The following is a 14,994-nucleotide window of genomic DNA, read 5'->3' as shown; positions in this document are numbered from 1 at the left end:
TAGCCCCTTGGCTGCGGGAATACCCTCCTCCAGTCGCTGCAAAACAGCGACCGGGTTTGGTAGCCCGGATACAAGATCGCTCACGCCTCCCTACGGTGGCTGTGCGCAGTGCACACTCGTGTGCGCCGGTTTGTCTTCTTGTCCGGTCTACCAAACTGCGTACAGCCGCCTCCAGTCGTTTGGTAGCGACAGTGGGTCAATTCCGCCCCTACAAGAGATCCTGCAATGACTGCTGAAGTCCTTCCAGACCTACCCACCACCGCTGAAACCCCGTTTGGGACAACTGACGAGAGCAACGTACCTTTTTATACCGTTCGCGCGGGCATTCCCTTTGAGGATGCCTTGGTACAAATTGCGGTGTTGCTCAAGTGTGCCGGGGAATCTTCGTATGAATTGTGTGATGGTGGTACTCCCCAGCGTGGCCTCGTATGGTCGACGATTCACCACATTGAAGCTGCGCAGGCGCTGACCGATGCGCTGATCAAGGGGGTGTCGGTGAGGTAGAGGAAACGAAGCCCGGAGTGATTGGCCGGGCTTCTGCCTACAGGGGATCTTGGGTTGAATGCCGTAAACCTACTGGGATGAATCAACGTTGACAGACAATGAACGATTTTCACGCTTGGAAAGCACGCTTGAAAATATTGAAAAGACGATGATTAGCAAGGCGGATTTGGCGAACCTAAAAACCGATATCGCCAAAGGCTTCATCGCGCAAATCAAATGGATCGTCAGTACAGCGGCTGTCGTGGCGATCACCGCCTTTACTGCAGTTAGATTCCTGTAGCAGCGGCCGCAAGGCCGCGTCGGCGGTCGACCTGGCGCACCGCGCTGCATGCGACGCGGCCTCGCGGCCGCTGCTACGGGTCTGCGTCGCTTGATGTATAAAGCTAGATGCATCACGCCTCCATTCAAGCCAGCCTCGCCAAAGCCATTTGCCGGGGCTTTGTCGTCTTTGGCTATTGGAGGCAGATATGTCTAGAGCGCAACGACGACACGATACGCGTCGAATCAAGGCAAAATATTATCGGCACGTGCGCACCCGCCTATGGGATGTCGAGGCAAGCCCGCGGGATGCGGGCAGGCGATTATTCAGAGCGAGAAGTTGAATAGGCAAAGACCTAACCCGGTGAACCGCAAGCACGCTGTGGCCCCTAACAAAGATAATCGCCCGCGACCCCGTTATTCTCGTGCGCGTGAGAAGCTACGATCAAAATCTTCGAATGCCGGTGAAGCAATGAAGGGAATTTTGGCAGCCGGCTGCGCCGCAGTGGCTATGGCGTCGTACGCAGGTACGTATGAAACGATCGTTGACGAAAAGCGAATTCAAAAAATAACTGAAGTCATTCCTGCAATTGGCGGCACTTTTGCGACAAGGGCCGCATCCCTCGGAATACAGATTCAGTCCATCACGATCCAGCACGTGGACAAGGAAGATGCCGAAGGAGATCCTTTCTCCCGGGCTGGAGATATCGCCTATGGAATCAATACAGACGCAGCAAACGTGGTGCGCGACTGCGATCTGCTCGGGAGCGCCGATATCAATAAGCGAGGCACTCGTTACATCCTCGAGTCGAGGACTGCCAACTGGATAGTCAAAGGCGTTTGTGCTGCCCCATGACCTCCAAGCTCCGCGCGGTAATGTGCTGACAAGCCTCTGAACATGGCCCGCCTCAGAGTGCAGCCTTCCAGCTGCGCAGTCACTTTGGCACAAACCACAAAGTGTAGTGGTCAACTTATCCCGGAAACCGGCGCCGCCCAGCAGCTTGTTGAGCAAATGGACAATTCGCGCACCTAGATCCCGAAGCCGCGTGGCGTACGGTTCGGCGGGTACGCTACAACCTGCAGGCCTCTCGCAAAGCCAATGAGGCCGAGATGACGGTCCACATGTCTGTTGTGAGCAGATCGTCCTTGAGTACCTGGCAGCAGCCGAGGAAGGTGCTACCGTAGATGTGGGTGCCTAACTCAGCATGGAGGCAAAAATGAGCGAATACCAATCACTGGATGTTGAACTGTTTTTTGACAGGCGTCGTGGAAGCGTCAGAGTTCGTCCACTTCCAGGCCAGGCGTATCCGACAGACATGGTTGTTGAGTGCGACAAGGATTTCAGAGCCTTGGGCAAGCCCGATGACCGGTACCGTCTCTACGTCAAAGAGAAAGCGAAAAAGACACCGGACTGTCGAACGCATCTCTATTCCAGATATTCTTGGGGCGCTATCCTCATTTAATTTTCTCTGCCTGTCCGCAGCGCTTTCCGGTGATAGACCAGCTCCAACTTTACAGACCAGTCCATCAGTACCGCCAAGGCCTGCTTGATACCGGGGCGAACCTTCACGCGAAAATCCTCTTCCTGTAGCGCTGCTACCTTGGCGTGGCGTGCCACCTCTCGTCTATCTTTCGTACGAAACATTATGTACCGCCACCGTCAGCCCGCTAGGCGGAAAATAAATCTGCATCGGCCGCCGCTACACTTTGCTAATTAGCTTTAAGCTGTAATTGCATGTTCAGGGTCATTTCGACCGCCCCCCACTACGGGGTAGAGAGTCCCTGGGCGCTTATCTGAGCGGCGCATGGGAAGGACGATTCATTATGTGGCCGGCTTCGGGTGAGTGGCGCAGGATTATCCCGAGTTAGCCCCTAATTTGTCACCGGCTCCAGCAGACATCGCGAAGCACCTTTATGCGCTTTGCCAACCAGGCGTCATTCCCGGGGGCCACTGCATTCGGCCGCACATTCCGAAATTCACGAACGATCAAGACGAATCCACTCCGGTGGCCCAGTGTACCAAGCGTCGGCGGGAAATTCCGCAGTGCGACGAGCCTCCACCAGCCCGGCCAGGGGTCCGGCTAGGCGTGGGAAGCCACTGCGTGACAGGTGAGGAGGCTACGGCTTTCTGGTGGATATAACATAGCCCGCAGAGGCGGGCGTTGTTATTCACCAAGGCAATTCGGAGAGTGTATAGCGTGGCCGACCTTTTCCCACCCGTTTTGTACTGAAAGTTACGCTCAGAAGTTCATCTAAGTGCTGATTTATTAGAGCAGGCTGTTCAATAGCACGATCAATACGACCGTGGATGACCACCCCATGTTCAGACACAAACTCAAATTTTCGATCCGAAGGAAATGACCCCAAAAATTTCCCAGAAATTACTTCAGGCTCTTCATGAATATTCTCTGGACTAAGTCTTGACCTACTAATTAGTACCTGCTCAACATTTTGAAACGCAAATTTATGATTACATGTTGAAAATGCACAGTAGGCATCAAAAGAGGCCAGTTTATCCAGGAATTCCGCGACACTCGCAATAGCACGACCACCTAATTTTGAAATTGGCTCTGAGAGTTCGTCATCCCCTTGAGTAGAGGCTTCAAGGAGTTCGGCGAAAAGCTCAAATGCCTGAGCCACGGGCGTGGTGCCATCCAAGGGCAGTTGCCCGTCCGCTGGCAAAGCTTCTTCAAATTCAAATCCAAATGACCCGATGGCTACATCCGTGATAAGAATTTGATTCTGAGCTTTATTTGGAATCTTTCCTCGCTCGCCAAGTGGCCCAACAACCGAGGCTGCTACAGCGGCAATTGCTTCCGAAAATTTGGCAGTTGCAGTCGACCCGAAATCAGCGTGAACACCATGAGTCCCCCAAACTGGGGCGCCTTTGAAAGTTAATGCTGCTTTCGCTAGCCGAACCTCCCCCTTCCAGAACTTTTCGATACGATTCGAAATGCTTCTCGAACGCGCCTCTAAGCTGAGTTTTGATAGTTTAGATGTGCCAGCCTGCGAAGACATTTTTTTTAAAAAACTGATCTCGGCTTGCGCATGTGTAAGCTCAGTTTTGTTCATGAAGGATCTCCTGCATTTTGGCAGTCAGCAAATTCATGGCTGCTTGATCGTGGGTCGGATCCATATCAACCCTCAAAAAGCCCTTCCATTGCTTTGTTCGACGATGAGACCACATGCTGTACCAATAAGCAGATTGTTGGACCAGGTTTTCGGGATCGTCCAGTAGTGACACTGCATAGGCGTCAACCTTAAAATTTTGCTTCACCCAGTCATTATCGACCAGAAACCGGAGGTCTTCCTCACCAATGTGGTCAAAAGCAGCATCATCCAGGTACACAAATGAGACCACATCCATATCATTTGGTGCTCGACCTTCCAAGAGCTCAATGTTCTCCATGAAGCTCCCATCGAGCCATTGGAAGCCATCGGTTAGGCCGATTCTATGCAGCTCAGAACGATGACGCAAAAAACCACCCAGCACTGCACATCGTTCATGGGAGGAGGCGAATCTCGCAACGACTTGCTCCACAGTCACATGATAGGGTGAGCGTTCCGGATCCGCCGGACGATTATCATCAATGGGCGGCAAGCCGCCCTGTTGGTTCCACTGTGGAATCAAATTAAACTCCCTGTTTCCAATGACATACCGCATCCAGCACCGAGCAAGCCGGTGCGTCATCGTACTCTTTATCCGGCATGATGACACTGGCAAGGGCAGCCCAACTGTCGCCCCAAGGAGGGAATATTCAGTCCTGCGGGAAAAGGGTTCAGACTAAGTGAGCGCTTTAGACCATCAAGACGCTGGCTTGGGTGAACGTGTGTGCCCCGGGTGGTTGGTTTTTTCCGAAAGCATTTTGAATTGATTTTTACCCCGCCTGAGTTATTGATAAAGACAACACCTACAACTAACCCAGAACCATCGGATGGATGACTCCGCCCGGAAGAAGGCTCAGGGCTGTGCAGCGAAGAAGTGCCCGGAGAAATTCTTGCGGCCGGCGCACGATGGCTTTGCCAGGATCCGCATTCACGACATCAAGAACACCTTCGGCAGAAGGCTACGTGCAGCAGGCGTGACTGAGGAAGATCGGAAGGCTTTGCTCGGCCACAAGAACGGAGGCATCACCAGTCACTACTCGGCAGGAGAACTGGACCAGCTCATGGAAGCGGCAAATAAGGTATCAGCAACCGGCCTGCGCACCAGCGCTGACGATTCTGAAAAGGAGGCAGGGATGAAGAAAAATGCCAGGGTCACTCGGAAAGTCACTATGCCAGAAACAACAAAGCCACCCGAAGGTGGCTCTGTTGAAGAATATGGTCGGGACGGAGTGATTCGAACACTCGACCCCTAGCACCCCATGCTAGTGCGCTACCGGACTGCGCTACGCCCCGACTAGGCGTGAAACTTGTTGCTTTAGAGCTGTTCCTTGTTGAAGGGAACGATCAAGAATATACCGCAAGCTTTTGAAAAGTGGAAGTATTTTCTCGACCCGATTTGTTACTTTTTCAGTACGACCAACACGTCTTCCAGTTCCGAGATCATCTGACGAATCAGCTGCTTGTACTGGGTGGTGTCGTCCTTGGCTTCGTCGCTGGACAGGCGCAGGCGTGCGCCGCCAATGGTGAAGCCCTGGTCGTAGAGCAGGGCGCGGATCTGCCGGATCATCAGCACGTCCTGGCGCTGATAATACCGGCGGTTTCCGCGGCGCTTGACCGGGTTGAGCTGAGGAAACTCCTGCTCCCAGTACCGCAGTACGTGGGGTTTTACAGCGCAAAGTTCACTTACCTCACCAATGGTGAAGTAGCGTTTGCCAGGAATCGGCGGAAGCTCGTCGTTATGACTTGGTTCCAGCATATGCCTCAACTCGGGCCTTCAACTTCTGCCCTGGACGAAAGGTGACCACACGGCGAGCCGTGATCGGGATTTCCTCACCGGTTTTCGGGTTGCGGCCAGGCCGCTGGCGCTTGTCGCGCAGGTCAAAGTTGCCGAAACCGGACAGTTTGACCTGCTCGTTGTCTTCCAGAGCGTGCCTGATTTCCTCGAAAAACAGTTCGACCAATTCCTTGGCCTCCCGTTTGTTCAGGCCCAGCTCTTCGTAAAGACGCTCGGCCATCTCAGCTTTCGTCAGAGCCCCCATGCGCTACTTCCTTAACGTGGCATTCAACCTTTGTTCGAGCGAGGTGAGGATAGCTTGCGTCGTGGAATTCACCTCATCGTCATTAAGAGTGCGCGATGGATGCTGCCAGGTCAAGCCAACTGCAAGGCTTTTTCTATTGGGATCAATACCTTTACCTTGGTAGACGTCAAAAAGGCTGAGGTCCGTGAGCCATTCCCCTGCATTTTCACGAATAACCTGCATGATCGCGCTAGAAGGCACTTCAAGATCCGCCACCAAGGCCAGGTCACGACGCACTTCAGGGAACCGGGACAGTTCCGAGAACTTCGGCAACTTGCCTTCGGCCACTTCCGCCAGCACCAGCTCGAAGACGAATACCGCGCGGTCCAGGCCCAGGGCTTTTACCAGCTCTGGGTGCAGGGCGCCGAGGTAGCCCACTTCGCGGCCTTCACGCACGATGCGCGCGGTCTGGCCTGGGTGCAGCGCCGGGTGCTTGCCTGGCTCGAAGCTGAACTGTGCCAGCGCGCCGGCGAAGCCCAGCACCGCTTCCACGTCCGCCTTGGCGTCGAAGAAGTCCACGGTGTCACGGCCTTGCGCCCAGCCTTCCGGCAGGCGGGTGCCGCAGATCAGGCCGGCCAGCATGGGCTCCTGCTTCAGGCCATCCAGCTGGCCAACGAAGCGCAGGCCGCTTTCGAACAGGCGCACGCGGGTCTGCTGGCGGTTGAGGTTGTGTTGTAGCGCCTTGACCAGGCCCGGCAGCAACGAACTGCGCATGGCAGCCATGTCGTTGGAGATCGGGTTGGCCAGCAGCAGCGGCTCGACACCTGGGTTGAACAGCTCGAACCACTTCGGATCGATGAAGCTGTAGGTGATCGCTTCCTGGTAGCCACGGGCGACCAGCAGGCGACGCAGCTCCGGCAGCTCGCCACGGGCTTCGGCCTTGGCTTGCGGCGCTAGGCGGGCTTGCGGGTAGCGAACCGGCAGGTGGTTGTAGCCGTACAGGCGCGCCAGTTCTTCGATCAGGTCCACTTCCAGGCTGATGTCGAAGCGATGGCTTGGCACTTCTACGCGCCATTGACCTTCACCTTCGGCAACGATGCCCAGGCCCAGGGCGGCGATCAGGCTTTCGATCTGCGCGGCTGGCATGTCCATGCCCAGCATCTGGCTGACGCGCTCGGCACGCAGGGTGATCGGCGCGATGCTCGGCAGGTGCTGCTGGCTGACGGTCTCGATGATCGGGCCAGGCTCGCCACCGGTGATTTCCAGCAGCAGGCCGGTGGCGCGCTCCATGGCTTCGCGGGCCAGGTTGAAGTCCACCCCACGCTCGTAGCGGTGCGAGGCATCGGTGTGCAGGCCGTAGGAACGAGCCTTGCCAGCGACGGCGATCTGGTCGAAGAACGCGCTTTCCAGGAAGATGTCGCGAGTCTTGGCGGTCACACCGCTGTGCTCGCCACCCATGACACCGGCGATGGCCAGGGCACGGCTGTGGTCGGCGATGACCAGGGTGTCGGCGCGCAGGGTGACTTCCTGGCCGTCCAACAGGACGAGCTTCTCGCCCTCCTCGGCCATGCGCACGCGAATGCCGCCGTTGATTTCAGCCAGGTCGAAGGCGTGCAGCGGCTGGCCCAGCTCGATCATCACGTAGTTGGTGATGTCGACGGCAGCGTCGATGCTGCGCACGTCGCTGCGGCGCAGGCGTTCCACCATCCACAGCGGGGTCGGCTTGGACAGGTCGACGTTGCGGATGACGCGGCCCAGGTAGCGTGGGCAGGCGGCAGGCGCCAACACTTCCACCGGACGCACTTCGTCGTTGACCGCAGCCACGGCAGGCACCACCGGACGCGCGACAGGAGCGGCGTACAGCGCGCCCACTTCACGGGCCAGGCCGGCCAGGGACAGGCAGTCGCCGCGGTTCGGGGTCAGGTCGACCTCGATGCTGGCGTCGTCCAGGCCCAGGTACACGCGGAAGTCTTCACCTACCGGCGCGTCGGCCGGCAGTTCCATCAGGCCGTCGTTGCCCTCGCCCACTTGCAGTTCGGACTGCGAGCAGAGCATGCCGTTGGACTCGACGCCACGCAGCTTGGCCTTCTTGATCTTGAAGTCGCCAGGCAGCTGGGCGCCCAGGGTGGCGAACGGGATCTTCAGGCCCGGGCGCACGTTCGGCGCGCCGCAGACGACCTGGAAGGTCTCGGTGCCGTTGCTGACCTGGCAGACGCGCAGCTTGTCGGCATCGGGGTGTTGCTCGGTGCTCAGCACTTCGCCGACGATCACGCCGGTGAATTCGCCAGCCGCGGGGGTGACGCTGTCCACTTCCAGACCGGCCATGGACAGACGGGCCACCAGCTCATCGCGGCCGACCTGCGGGCTTACCCAGCCACGCAGCCATTGTTCACTGAATTTCATCCTGCTCTCCTAATAATTCGTTTAGCGAAATTGCGCGAGGAAGCGCAAGTCGTTGTCGAAGAACAGGCGCAAGTCATTGACGCCATAACGCAGCATGGCGAGGCGCTCGGCGCCCATGCCGAAGGCGAAGCCCTGGAATTCTTCAGGGTCGATGCCAGACATGCGCAGCACGTTCGGGTGCACCATGCCGCAGCCCATCACTTCCAGCCAGCCAGTCTGCTTGCACACGCGGCAGCCTTTGCCGCTGCACATCACGCATTGGATGTCGACTTCAGCCGAAGGCTCGGTGAACGGGAAGTAGGACGGACGGAAGCGCACGGCCAATTCTTTCTCGAAGAACACCCGCAGGAATTCCTCGATGGTGCCTTTCAGGTCCGCGAAGTTGATGTCGCGGTCGATCAGCAAGCCCTCGACCTGATGGAACATCGGCGAGTGGGTGATATCCGAGTCGCTGCGGTATACCCGGCCTGGGCAGACGATGCGAATCGGAGGCTGCGAAGATTCCATGGAGCGGACCTGCACCGGCGAGGTGTGGGTGCGCAGCAGCATGTTCGCATTGAAATAGAAGGTGTCGTGCATCGACCGGGCCGGGTGGTGGCCTGGGATGTTGAGCGCCTCGAAGTTGTGGTAGTCGTCTTCCACCTCAGGGCCTTCGGCGATGCCGTAGCCAATATGGGTGAAGAACTGCTCGATCCGCTCAAGGGTGCGAGTGATCGGGTGCAGGCCGCCAGAGGCCTGGCCACGGCCCGGCAGGGTCACGTCGATCTGCTCGGCAGCGAGCTTGGCACTCAGTTCGGCTTCTTCGAAACCGGCCTTGCGTGCGTTGAGGACTTCTGTAACACGCTCCTTGGCGACGTTGATCAGCGCGCCGACTTTCGGGCGCTCATCGGCAGGCAGGTTGCCCAGGGTCTTCATCACCTGAGTCAGTTCGCCCTTCTTGCCAAGGAAGTGAACCCGGATCTGCTCCAGGGCATTGATATCTTCAGCGTTTTGCACGGCCTCCAGAGCTTGAGAGACCAGCGCATCCAGGTTTTCCATGTACAGACTCCAGATACAAAACAGGGGAAGAGCTTAAAGGCTCTTCCCCTGTTTATGACGTTTAACACCCGAAGCCGTGGAAAACGGCCCCGGGTGATTGTCGTGGGTACTTAGGCCAGAGTGGCTTTAGCTTTCTCGACAATCGCAGCAAACGCCGCTTTTTCGTTCACTGCCAGATCAGCCAGAACCTTACGGTCGATCTCGATGGACGCTTTTTTCAGGCCAGCGATGAAACGGCTGTAGGACAGACCGTTTACACGAGCACCAGCGTTGATACGGGCGATCCACAGAGCGCGGAACTGACGCTTCTTCTGACGACGGTCGCGGTAGGCGTATTGGCCTGCCTTGATGACCGCTTGCTTGGCAACACGGAATACGCGCGAACGCGCGCCGTAGTAGCCTTTAGCCAGTTTCAGAATCTTTTTGTGACGCTTACGGGCAATGACGCCACGCTTTACACGAGCCATGAGTAACTTCCTCTATCTTTGACCGAAAATTAACGAAGGCGCAGCATGCGCTCGACTTTTGCAACGTCCGATGCGTGCAGCAGGCTGCTGCCGCGCAGTTGACGCTTACGCTTAGTCGACATTTTGGTCAGGATGTGGCTCTTGAAAGCGTGCTTGTGCTTGATGCCGTTAGCGGTTTTCAGGAACCGCTTAGCTGCACCACTCTTGGTTTTCATCTTTGGCATGTTCGGATACTCCGCATTCAGTTGATAAACATAACCGCAAGGCCTGCCGTGCCCTGGTGGTTATTTCTTTTTCTTGGGGGCGATGACCATGATCAGCTGGCGTCCTTCCATCTTAGGATGCTGCTCGACGGAACCGTACTCCAGCAGGTCTTGTTCGACGCGCTTGAGCAGCTCCATCCCCAGCTCCTGGTGTGCCATCTCACGGCCGCGAAATCTCAACGAAATCTTGGCCCTGTCCCCATCACTAAGGAAACGTACCAGGTTGCGTAGTTTTACCTGGTAATCCCCTTCCTCCGTCCCTGGACGAAACTTGATTTCTTTTACCTGGATCTGCTTCTGGTTCTTCTTCGCCGCAGCAATCTGCTTCTTCTTCTCGAAGATCGATTTGCCGTAGTCCATGACTCGGCAAACCGGAGGCACTGCGTCGGCAGAAATTTCTACCAGATCCAGCTTCGCTTCTTCAGCGATACGAAGCGCTTCATCAATCGAGACGATGCCAACCTGCTCGCCGTCAGCGCCAATTAACCGAACCTCGCGTGCCGAGATATTCTCGTTGATCGGGGCTTTCGGTGCAGCTCGTTTATCTTGTCTCATTTCACGCTTAATAATAATTACTCCGAATCTTGGCGACCACGCCGGGAAACCGCTTGTGCGAGGAACTCGGTGAACTGGGCGACGGGCATGGAGCCCAGGTCTGCACCTTCACGGGTACGCACAGCGACAGTTTGCGTTTCGACTTCCTTGTCCCCGATAACCAGGAGATAAGGAACCTTGAGCAACGTATGCTCGCGGATTTTAAAGCCGATCTTTTCATTTCTCAAGTCAGACTTGGCACGGAACCCGCTTTCCGTCAGATTTTTTTCCACGGATTGCACAAAATCGGCTTGTTTATCAGTGATGTTCATGATCACTGCCTGGGTTGGCGCCAGCCAGGCCGGGAACGCACCTTCGTAGTGCTCGATCAGGATACCGACGAAACGCTCGAACGAACCCAGGATTGCACGGTGCAGCATGACCGGATGCTTGCGACCGTTGTCCTCGGACACGTACTCGGCGCCCAAGCGGATTGGCAGGTTGAAGTCCAGCTGCAGCGTACCGCACTGCCAGACGCGACCCAGGCAATCCTTCAGGGAGAACTCGATTTTCGGACCGTAGAACGCACCCTCGCCCGGCTGCAGGTCGTACGGCAGGCCAGCAGCGTCCAGCGCGGCGGCCAGGGCGGACTCAGCACGATCCCACAATTCGTCGCTGCCTACACGCTTTTCTGGACGAGTGGAGAGCTTGAGCTGGATATCCTTGAAGCCGAAGTCGCTGTACACGTCCATGGTCAGCTTGATGAACGCGGCCGATTCGGACTGCATCTGCTCTTCGGTGCAGAAGATGTGCGCATCGTCCTGGACGAAGCCGCGCACGCGCATGATGCCGTGCAGGGCGCCCGAAGGCTCGTTGCGGTGGCAGGCACCGAACTCGGCCAGGCGCATCGGCAGCTCGCGGTAGCTCTTCAGGCCCTGGTTGAACACCTGCACGTGGCATGGGCAGTTCATCGGCTTGATGGCGTAGTCGCGGTTTTCCGACTCGGTGGTGAACATGTTTTCGGCGTAGTTGGCCCAGTGGCCAGACTTTTCCCAAAGGCTGCGATCAACGACCTGCGGAGTCTTGATCTCCAGGTAGCCGTTGTCACGCTGCACCTTGCGCATGTACTGCTCGAGCACCTGGTACAGGGTCCAGCCGTTCGGGTGCCAGAACACCATGCCCGGCGCTTCTTCCTGGAGGTGGAACAGGTTCAGGCGCTTGCCGATCTTGCGGTGGTCGCGCTTTTCCGCTTCCTCGATGCGCTGGATGTAGGCGGCCAGCTGCTTCTTGTCAGCCCAGGCGGTACCGTACACGCGCTGCAGCTGTTCGTTCTTGGCATCGCCACGCCAGTAGGCGCCCGACAGCTTGGTCAGCTTGAACGACTTGAGGAAACGGGTGTTCGGCACGTGCGGGCCGCGGCACATGTCGACGTATTCTTCGTGGTAGTACAGGCCCATGGCCTGGGTGTCGGGCATGTCCTCGACCAGGCGCAGCTTGTAGTCTTCGCCACGGGCGGTGAACACGTCGATGACTTCGGCACGCGGCGTGACTTTCTTGATCACGTCGTACTCGGTGTCGATCAGCTGCTGCATGCGCTGCTCGATGGCGGCCATGTCGTCAGGCGTGAAAGGACGCTCGTAGGCGATGTCGTAGTAGAAGCCTTCGTCGATGACCGGGCCGATGACCATCTTGGCGGTCGGGTACAGCTGCTTGACCGCGTGGCCCACCAGGTGCGCGCACGAGTGGCGAATGATTTCCAGCCCCTCTGCATCCTTGGGGGTGATGATCTGCAGGGTGGCGTCGTGTTCGATCAGGTCGCAGGCGTCGACCAGGTTGCCGTCGACCTTGCCGGCGACGGTGGCCTTGGCAAGGCCGGCACCGATGGATGCGGCGACTTCGGCGACCGAAACCGCGTGATCGAACGAACGTTGACTGCCGTCGGGAAGAGTAATGATGGGCATGGCGCCTCCTCTCCTAGTGGTGACCCCTACCAAAGGTCACGTGGGTTGGGATGAGCCAGTACAAGATTCGGCGGTATGCCTGCCTCACAGTGGCAGGAGCCGCTAGGCCAACCAGGACCGAACCAGAGTGACTGGAATAGTAAAAATGGTAACTCGGCATTGCGGTTGCCAAAAGAGCAACCCGCACCTGTCGAGGCCGGTCACTCTAGCATATAAAACTACCGATGAGTGGTCGAAACCGGCAGGCTTGCAGGAACTTGATCGCTCGCCTTCACTCTGATGCAGGGCAAGCCATACTTCGAGTCAACCTGAACCCAAGGAGCATTACGGTATGCGTCTTCAATCGCTTTTCCTTTCCCTGGCCGCCTGCGCCGCGTTCACCCTGCCCCAGCTGGCCAGCGCCGGCGAGTGGCCTGCGGGGGCGGAGAGCCAGTTCGTGTCGCAGTGCGAGAAATCCGCCGGCGAGCACACCACGGCCGACAAGGCCAAGGCCGCCTGCGCGTGCAGCGACAAGGCCATCACCAGCAAGCTGAGCACCGAGGAACTCAAGCAGGTTGCCAACTCGGACAACGGCGTGGACGCCCAGCTGCAGAAGAAAATGATGGACGCCGCTGCGAGCTGCCGCAGCAAAAAATGACCCGTTTTTCCGCCTTGCGTGCCGCTGCATGACCCACAGGGCCCGAAAATGGGCCCTGCATGGGTGAAATCTGTGTTTTTTTTCGGCTTTTTTTTAGCCCGCTTTTTTCCGCCAAACCCAATGAATTCAAGGGTATGGCGGGTTTTGCGGGTCAGGGACGAAAAAATAGCTGAGACAAATGCGCATCTAAAGAGCTATTCGGTCGAACAATTAGACTATGATAGCCCGGTGTGCCCAGTTGGCCTGAGCAGCACAGCACTACTTAATATGTTTCTTGGAGATACACCATGTCTAATCGCCAAACCGGCACCGTAAAATGGTTCAACGATGAGAAAGGCTTCGGCTTCATCACTCCTCAAGGTGGCGGTGACGACCTGTTCGTACACTTCAAAGCTATCGAATCCGACGGTTTCAAAAGCCTGAAAGAAGGCCAGACCGTTTCGTTCGTGGCTGAGAAAGGCCAAAAGGGCATGCAAGCTGCTCAAGTTCGCGGCGAGTAATCTCCCGAGCTAAAAAAAACCCGTCCTGGTGACGGGTTTTTTTGTGCCTGCAATTTGCCGCCAGGCGGTCAGCCGCAGTTGACGCGGGTGACGGTGCCGCTGCCATCGGCGTTGAGGTTCAGGCGGTCGGAGCGGTATTCCAGGGTCATCACGTCATTGGGCTTGAGGATACGGGCGATCTGCGAGCCCGAGCGGGTGCGCGCCTGCTCCAGCAATTGCGGGGTAGCCGGCTTGCCCACGGCGAACTGTGCGCCTTCGGCGTTGCAGCGGCCGTCGTTCGCTACCGCCGGCGAGCCACTCGCCGAACCACTGTCGCCCGAACCACCGCCGGACGATGCACAGCCCGCCAGGGCCATTGCCGCCAGCAGGGTCAACCATGATGCACGCATGCAGGACATGAAGCCTCCTTTGAGAAAATAGAACAGCCCCTGTGCGACAACGCGCGCGCGCAAGGGTTGCATGACACGCAGTCTGCCCCAGCCATCCGGGGCTGGTGCAGCGCAATCGTGTCTAAATGTTAATAGACGTCGATGTAGTCGAAGGGCGGGTTTGGCCAATTCTGTTTCAAGGCGTTGAAGATCTGCTGCACCCACACGTCGTCACAGGCGGCTACCTCGCCTACGTAGCCTGAGCCGGCCGCCCAGGTTTCCAGGCGAAAACACAGGCCCTCGATGTCCTGGCCACCGACCACGGTGGACAGCCAGGCGCGACCGTCCCGGCGGACCCGCAACTGGTTGTGGACATGGTCGTCGCCCGCGGCGATCAGCTGGCGCACGGCATCTAGGGTAAAGGCGTTGCTGTCGTTCAAATCGATGTGCACGGGGGTATCCAGCCAGGCAAATAAGCCTGATTTTGGCACGATCCGCGCTTTATGCCTAAGTAGGAGTGCCAAACGCCGCCCCAGATGGTTTACTTGGGCTCCCCGTGCAGGCCATTTGCCGCAACGGGGCTCAGCGGCCAGGGAAACGGCCCCGCTGATGCCATTCCCCCTGCTCAGGTAATTCACGCACCATGGCCAACGTAACCCTAGACGCCGACATCAAAGCCAGGTGGCCCCAGGGCCAATGCTCCTACAGCCCGGGCACCCCGGAGGAACTGGCGATCATTGCCATCGACCTGCTGGTCAAGGAGCTGGGCACGTCGGCGGCGCAGTCGTTCATCGAGCAGGTGTTCAGCAAACACATCGCCCTAGCAGCCCTGTAGTCTTGAAGCGGCGTGGTCTGCATCGCTCGTAGCAGCGGCCGTAGGCCGCGCCCGAACACACCGCGCATCCCCCGGCATACCGCGCAGCAGGCTGCGCTGG

The 14,994-nt window shown here is 57.6% G+C and carries 19 protein-coding genes, 1 tRNA gene and 1 pseudogene; 8 read left to right on the top strand and 13 right to left on the bottom strand.

What is annotated here, in order from left to right; genetic code table 11:
* Positions 1 to 225 precede the first annotated feature (225 nt).
* The 4 genes from AC0Z2B_RS14645 to AC0Z2B_RS14630 all read left to right on the top strand — a co-directional run bounded on the left by AC0Z2B_RS14645 (position 226) and on the right by AC0Z2B_RS14630 (position 2,225).
* Positions 226 to 504, top strand: a complete 279-nt coding sequence (locus AC0Z2B_RS14645; RefSeq protein WP_476297507.1) for a DUF3077 domain-containing protein — start codon at positions 226 to 228, stop codon at positions 502 to 504.
* Positions 505 to 592: 88 nt separating this feature from the next.
* Positions 593 to 784, top strand: coding sequence for a hypothetical protein (locus AC0Z2B_RS14640; RefSeq protein ID WP_476297505.1), 192 nt, complete (start codon positions 593 to 595; stop codon positions 782 to 784).
* A 342-nt stretch (positions 785 to 1,126) separates the two neighbouring features.
* Complete coding sequence (locus AC0Z2B_RS14635) at positions 1,127 to 1,618, top strand: hypothetical protein (RefSeq protein WP_476297503.1); 492 nt, start codon at positions 1,127 to 1,129, stop codon at positions 1,616 to 1,618.
* Between the two features lie 361 nt (positions 1,619 to 1,979).
* Entirely contained in the window at positions 1,980 to 2,225 is a 246-nt protein-coding gene (locus tag AC0Z2B_RS14630; protein ID WP_476297501.1) for a hypothetical protein, read from the top strand.
* A gap of 706 nt (positions 2,226 to 2,931) precedes the next feature.
* Here AC0Z2B_RS14630 and AC0Z2B_RS14625 read toward each other — a convergent pair.
* Positions 2,932 to 3,834, bottom strand: coding sequence for a hypothetical protein (locus AC0Z2B_RS14625; RefSeq protein ID WP_476297499.1), 903 nt, complete (start codon positions 3,832 to 3,834; stop codon positions 2,932 to 2,934).
* Positions 3,821 to 4,393: a DUF6932 family protein gene (locus tag AC0Z2B_RS14620; protein WP_476297497.1), complete on the bottom strand. Its 573-nt coding sequence runs from the start codon at positions 4,391 to 4,393 to the stop codon at positions 3,821 to 3,823. Before AC0Z2B_RS14620 ends, AC0Z2B_RS14625 begins: the two co-directional genes overlap by 14 nt.
* A gap of 289 nt (positions 4,394 to 4,682) precedes the next feature.
* On the opposite strand from AC0Z2B_RS14620, the pseudogene AC0Z2B_RS14615 reads away from it, so the two are divergent.
* Positions 4,683 to 5,007 (top strand): annotated as a pseudogene (locus AC0Z2B_RS14615) (tyrosine-type recombinase/integrase); the annotation flags it as partial.
* Between the two features lie 79 nt (positions 5,008 to 5,086).
* Here the strand turns inward: AC0Z2B_RS14615 and AC0Z2B_RS14610 are convergent.
* From AC0Z2B_RS14610 to thrS, 9 genes are all read right to left on the bottom strand, one after another.
* Positions 5,087 to 5,163, bottom strand: a tRNA-Pro gene (locus AC0Z2B_RS14610).
* Positions 5,164 to 5,269: 106 nt separating this feature from the next.
* Entirely contained in the window at positions 5,270 to 5,626 is a 357-nt protein-coding gene (locus tag AC0Z2B_RS14605) for a MerR family transcriptional regulator (RefSeq protein WP_158155781.1), read from the bottom strand.
* A complete protein-coding gene (gene ihfA / locus AC0Z2B_RS14600) occupies positions 5,607 to 5,909 on the bottom strand; it encodes an integration host factor subunit alpha (protein ID WP_002553164.1) in 303 nt (100 codons plus the stop codon). The genes AC0Z2B_RS14605 and ihfA overlap by 20 nt, the downstream gene beginning before the upstream one ends.
* A 3-nt stretch (positions 5,910 to 5,912) precedes the next feature.
* Positions 5,913 to 8,291 (bottom strand): phenylalanine--tRNA ligase subunit beta, encoded by a 2,379-nt coding sequence (pheT, locus tag AC0Z2B_RS14595; protein WP_476297494.1) that lies wholly within the window; start codon positions 8,289 to 8,291, stop codon positions 5,913 to 5,915.
* A gap of 21 nt (positions 8,292 to 8,312) precedes the next feature.
* Complete coding sequence (gene pheS, locus AC0Z2B_RS14590) at positions 8,313 to 9,329, bottom strand: phenylalanine--tRNA ligase subunit alpha (RefSeq protein WP_416425648.1); 1,017 nt, start codon at positions 9,327 to 9,329, stop codon at positions 8,313 to 8,315.
* 110 nt (positions 9,330 to 9,439) lie between these two features.
* On the bottom strand, positions 9,440 to 9,796 hold the full coding sequence (rplT, locus tag AC0Z2B_RS14585) for a 50S ribosomal protein L20 (protein ID WP_002553161.1): 357 nt from the start codon (positions 9,794 to 9,796) through the stop codon (positions 9,440 to 9,442).
* Positions 9,797 to 9,825: 29 nt separating this feature from the next.
* Entirely contained in the window at positions 9,826 to 10,020 is a 195-nt protein-coding gene (gene rpmI / locus AC0Z2B_RS14580; RefSeq protein ID WP_027620572.1) for a 50S ribosomal protein L35, read from the bottom strand.
* A 60-nt stretch (positions 10,021 to 10,080) separates the two neighbouring features.
* Positions 10,081 to 10,632, bottom strand: coding sequence for a translation initiation factor IF-3 (infC, locus tag AC0Z2B_RS14575; RefSeq protein ID WP_176572446.1), 552 nt, complete (start codon positions 10,630 to 10,632; stop codon positions 10,081 to 10,083).
* A complete protein-coding gene (gene thrS, locus AC0Z2B_RS14570; RefSeq protein ID WP_476297492.1) occupies positions 10,632 to 12,554 on the bottom strand; it encodes a threonine--tRNA ligase in 1,923 nt (640 codons plus the stop codon). Before thrS ends, infC begins: the two co-directional genes overlap by 1 nt.
* Positions 12,555 to 12,885: 331 nt before the next feature.
* On the opposite strand from thrS, the gene AC0Z2B_RS14565 reads away from it, so the two are divergent.
* On the top strand, positions 12,886 to 13,191 hold the full coding sequence (locus AC0Z2B_RS14565) for a hypothetical protein (protein ID WP_476297490.1): 306 nt from the start codon (positions 12,886 to 12,888) through the stop codon (positions 13,189 to 13,191).
* Between the two features lie 287 nt (positions 13,192 to 13,478).
* A complete protein-coding gene (locus AC0Z2B_RS14560) occupies positions 13,479 to 13,691 on the top strand; it encodes a cold-shock protein (RefSeq protein ID WP_003234260.1) in 213 nt (70 codons plus the stop codon).
* 68 nt (positions 13,692 to 13,759) lie between these two features.
* Here AC0Z2B_RS14560 and AC0Z2B_RS14555 read toward each other — a convergent pair whose 3' ends face one another.
* Entirely contained in the window at positions 13,760 to 14,089 is a 330-nt protein-coding gene (locus tag AC0Z2B_RS14555) for an I78 family peptidase inhibitor (protein ID WP_416425651.1), read from the bottom strand.
* Positions 14,090 to 14,208: 119 nt separating this feature from the next.
* Positions 14,209 to 14,511: a hypothetical protein gene (locus AC0Z2B_RS14550; protein WP_476297488.1), complete on the bottom strand. Its 303-nt coding sequence runs from the start codon at positions 14,509 to 14,511 to the stop codon at positions 14,209 to 14,211.
* 191 nt (positions 14,512 to 14,702) lie between these two features.
* On the opposite strand from AC0Z2B_RS14550, the gene AC0Z2B_RS14545 reads away from it, so the two are divergent.
* Positions 14,703 to 14,894: a hypothetical protein gene (locus AC0Z2B_RS14545; RefSeq protein WP_416425654.1), complete on the top strand. Its 192-nt coding sequence runs from the start codon at positions 14,703 to 14,705 to the stop codon at positions 14,892 to 14,894.
* Positions 14,895 to 14,994 lie beyond the last annotated feature (100 nt).

The sequence above is a fragment of the Pseudomonas sp. GYB4201 genome, assembly GCF_056312595.1.
The sequence above is the reverse complement of the archived record's forward strand: the minus strand, read 5'-3'. Positions and strand labels throughout refer to the sequence as shown.

Excerpts from the sequence above, each read along its gene's own strand:
- AC0Z2B_RS14645 (WP_476297507.1), top strand. The coding sequence starts at position 226 with ATGACTGCTGAAGTCCTTCCAGACCTACCCACCACCGCTGAAACCCCG.
- AC0Z2B_RS14630 (WP_476297501.1), top strand. The coding sequence starts at position 1,980 with ATGAGCGAATACCAATCACTGGATGTTGAACTGTTTTTTGACAGGCGT.
- AC0Z2B_RS14625 (WP_476297499.1), bottom strand. The coding sequence starts at position 3,834 with ATGAACAAAACTGAGCTTACACATGCGCAAGCCGAGATCAGTTTTTTA.
- AC0Z2B_RS14605 (WP_158155781.1), bottom strand. The coding sequence starts at position 5,626 with ATGCTGGAACCAAGTCATAACGACGAGCTTCCGCCGATTCCTGGCAAA.
- ihfA (WP_002553164.1), bottom strand. The coding sequence starts at position 5,909 with ATGGGGGCTCTGACGAAAGCTGAGATGGCCGAGCGTCTTTACGAAGAG.
- pheT (WP_476297494.1), bottom strand. The coding sequence starts at position 8,291 with ATGAAATTCAGTGAACAATGGCTGCGTGGCTGGGTAAGCCCGCAGGTC.
- pheS (WP_416425648.1), bottom strand. The coding sequence starts at position 9,329 with ATGGAAAACCTGGATGCGCTGGTCTCTCAAGCTCTGGAGGCCGTGCAA.
- rplT (WP_002553161.1), bottom strand. The coding sequence starts at position 9,796 with ATGGCTCGTGTAAAGCGTGGCGTCATTGCCCGTAAGCGTCACAAAAAG.
- rpmI (WP_027620572.1), bottom strand. The coding sequence starts at position 10,020 with ATGCCAAAGATGAAAACCAAGAGTGGTGCAGCTAAGCGGTTCCTGAAA.
- thrS (WP_476297492.1), bottom strand. The coding sequence starts at position 12,554 with ATGCCCATCATTACTCTTCCCGACGGCAGTCAACGTTCGTTCGATCAC.
- AC0Z2B_RS14565 (WP_476297490.1), top strand. The coding sequence starts at position 12,886 with ATGCGTCTTCAATCGCTTTTCCTTTCCCTGGCCGCCTGCGCCGCGTTC.
- AC0Z2B_RS14560 (WP_003234260.1), top strand. The coding sequence starts at position 13,479 with ATGTCTAATCGCCAAACCGGCACCGTAAAATGGTTCAACGATGAGAAA.
- AC0Z2B_RS14555 (WP_416425651.1), bottom strand. The coding sequence starts at position 14,089 with ATGTCCTGCATGCGTGCATCATGGTTGACCCTGCTGGCGGCAATGGCC.
- AC0Z2B_RS14545 (WP_416425654.1), top strand. The coding sequence starts at position 14,703 with ATGGCCAACGTAACCCTAGACGCCGACATCAAAGCCAGGTGGCCCCAG.